The organism is Dehalococcoidales bacterium (assembly GCA_028716225.1).
Lineage (GTDB): Bacteria > Chloroflexota > Dehalococcoidia > Dehalococcoidales > UBA5760 > UBA5760.
On the sequence record JAQUQE010000155.1, the window covers coordinates 1 to 2,568 of the forward strand.

The window sequence follows — 2,568 nt, forward strand, 5'->3', positions numbered from 1 at the left end:
CTCTATGCAAATAAACATGACAATCCCCTTCGGGTTCGGCAAATTTTAGGTTCACAATTAGATCGTAACCCTGCAATGGATTAATTTGCGCCATTATCATCAACCTCTCCCTTACCGCCTTTTACGCTGGCTTCGCAAATACCCCAATCGCAACCTCAATATCGCCTGCCGCAATAGTCACACCGTCAGAGCCCGTTGTCTTAGCCACCGATACAGTGGAAATAAACTCCGGCTGCCCGCCTGTCGATGCACTCCAGATTGAAAAATGCGTGATTTCCTGTCCTGCGTCAATCTCTGTACCACTCCAGCTTACAGCACCGCTGGACAGTACCCGGCGCTCTGTGTTAGATGGATGACTTGTGGGAGCCGCAAAAGAGATTGACTTGCGAACAATAGCGCCCCCACTGCTCGGCTTCTGTGCTATGTTCGCCGTGCCTTCTGCGCCGGGGCTGCCGGTATGCAACTGCAAATACGGGGTTGCCGGATCCCTCAACTTTGTATTCAAGCAATCATCTGCGTTTTTGTAAGACATTGACATAACAATTCACGCTCCTTATCTGACTTTGGGCTTGCGCCCGGTTTTGTATGGAACTAAAAAACCCCTGACTTCGCAGGGGCCTAGCTGATTATGGGATAGCCTCGGCGTTAAGTACCGCCATTTATTAAAGCCGTGAGGCAGCAGGAAATCACGGATCATGCCGTCATTGGTTCTCAGGTTAAGTGTATTAAAATTTCCGTAATCTAACGATATTTGCAGCATAACTGCGTTTACCGTCTCCGGCGAATCCTGAACGTAAATATGCTTCGCCTTTTTTTCGTACTCCGGCAAGCCCTGATCAAAGGCCCTGCCTTCCCAGTACGCATGAATCGGGTCTCCAAAATCGTCGGTTCCTATGTCCTGCTGATTGATATACCCGGCATTGGAATCTCCCGCATAAAGCACAACCTTTGCGCCGTCGTCAAACGTCTGGAAGCAGGAAGCATTGATTCCCCGCCAGGGCCAGAACTTGCCTCCGTCAGAACCGGGGATATAGGCAATCACCAGGTTATTGTAAGTGCTTTCTCCTTCCGGCAGGGCAAACCAGACAATGTTATCCCATACCCCTACCGCAGCCTTATTCAGCTTTTCCTTATTGATCCTGTCCCACAGCTTGGGAATACGCCCCGCTGAAATATTTGTCGCACTCATACCGTTAAATACGCATAAGCCTTCATCGGAAACAAAGTAAAGGTAAGGGCCAAGCGCCGCCGCCGCCAGAGGGCCGACACAGCCTAACCTGCTGTCCATTTCCTCCAACCGGAAATCGTCCAAACTTGTCCCCCGCAGGGAATGGATAGAACGGCGTTTAAAGATTATCAGTTCGCCCAGGTGTTTTTTCAGGCAGGTAATCTCGTCCCCGTCGCCTTCCTTGACCTTCCAGAAATTTACCTCTGGCCATTCTTCCGGCTGGAAGCTCTCCGACCAGTATATAGCTGAGGGATCTGTTACCGGCACTACAAACAGCTTTTCTTTGTGTAATACAGGAAATTGCCCGTCTGCCGGGGCATTAGACAGATCGGTTACCTCCGTTCCGTTCCATTTCCAAGGCTTATCCAAACCGTTAAAGCAAACCATGTAGTTGACACAGGTTTCAAACATAAAAGGGTTGGTAGTCTTTAAGCCCGTTTTAAGATTCGTCCATTTCTTATCTTTAAAGTCCCACCAGGCCACTACTCCGTTAGCCGCCGCTACCAGCCGCCTCGTAGCAATGGGCGTACCGTAATAATAGGCATACAGCCCCAGGATCGGGCCGTCAAGTGCAGCCTCCGGGTTCAGCCGTGCCTGACCGCCCCGCTTTTTAAGGCTGCCGATATAGCGCCCGATAAAGTTCTGGCAATCCCTCGCCGCATTTTCCGGCAGGAGGTTATCGTCAGCTTTGTCGATTAGCCCTTCGGAAAAGTCCCTTATTTCCCAATTCTGCATTTCCGGGCTGGCGGGCAGATCGGGCATCTGCTTTAAAACCCGTTCCCTCATGGCTGCTTCACCTGCCTTGCCGTAGCAGGATAATTGCTTTCCCGGAAAAGCCCCGTTTCCATCATTAATTCGTTATACGCCGCCCTGTAGCGTGATTCAAAGTTCTGTGCAATATCGTAATCCTCTTCTATACCCGCCAGAATCCCAATAGCGCCCCAGGCGATAAGATACTGCTTTTCTTCGGGGATATACTTTACCTTGTCTGTATCTTCGACAAGATCGGCAGGCATCGGCTCATAGGCGACAACAATGCTAAGCCCTCCTTCCTCTTCCGAAGGAACGGGGTCAAGGCCAAACCTCTGCTTTACGTCTTTATCCTTATCGCCTGCGCCGAAAGAATACCACCGCTTGGGCATACCCTTGGGCCTGGGGTTGAGCAGGGCTTCTTTGTAAATATGGCGCAACCGGCTTCCTTCGATATAAACATTGAATATCTGCCTGGAATCGGCAGGAAGGGTATAAACTTCCTGGTCGGCGGCGGTATCTAAGTCCTTGTTTTCTTCAATGGTTTCCCTTGTATACAGCTTTGAGAGGTCGCGGTAAACGAAATTTAT

At 50.3% G+C, this 2,568-nt stretch carries 3 protein-coding genes; all 3 read right to left on the minus strand.

Features of this window, described 5'->3' with window-relative positions; translation table 11 throughout:
- Positions 1 to 121: 121 nt before the first annotated feature.
- Positions 122 to 538 carry a hypothetical protein gene (locus PHI12_15170; protein ID MDD5512125.1) on the minus strand — a complete coding sequence of 139 codons (417 nt, stop codon included), beginning with the start codon at positions 536 to 538 and terminating at the stop codon, positions 122 to 124.
- A gap of 15 nt (positions 539 to 553) precedes the next feature.
- Positions 554 to 2,014: a hypothetical protein gene (locus PHI12_15175; protein ID MDD5512126.1), complete on the minus strand. Its 1,461-nt coding sequence runs from the start codon at positions 2,012 to 2,014 to the stop codon at positions 554 to 556.
- Positions 2,011 to 2,568, minus strand: a 558-nt coding sequence (locus tag PHI12_15180) for a hypothetical protein (protein MDD5512127.1), incomplete at its 5' end; no start/stop codon positions are given. The genes PHI12_15180 and PHI12_15175, both read right to left, overlap by 4 nt.

Excerpts from the sequence above, each read along its gene's own strand:
- PHI12_15170 (MDD5512125.1), bottom strand. The coding sequence starts at position 538 with ATGTCAATGTCTTACAAAAACGCAGATGATTGCTTGAATACAAAGTTG.
- PHI12_15175 (MDD5512126.1), bottom strand. The coding sequence starts at position 2,014 with ATGAGGGAACGGGTTTTAAAGCAGATGCCCGATCTGCCCGCCAGCCCG.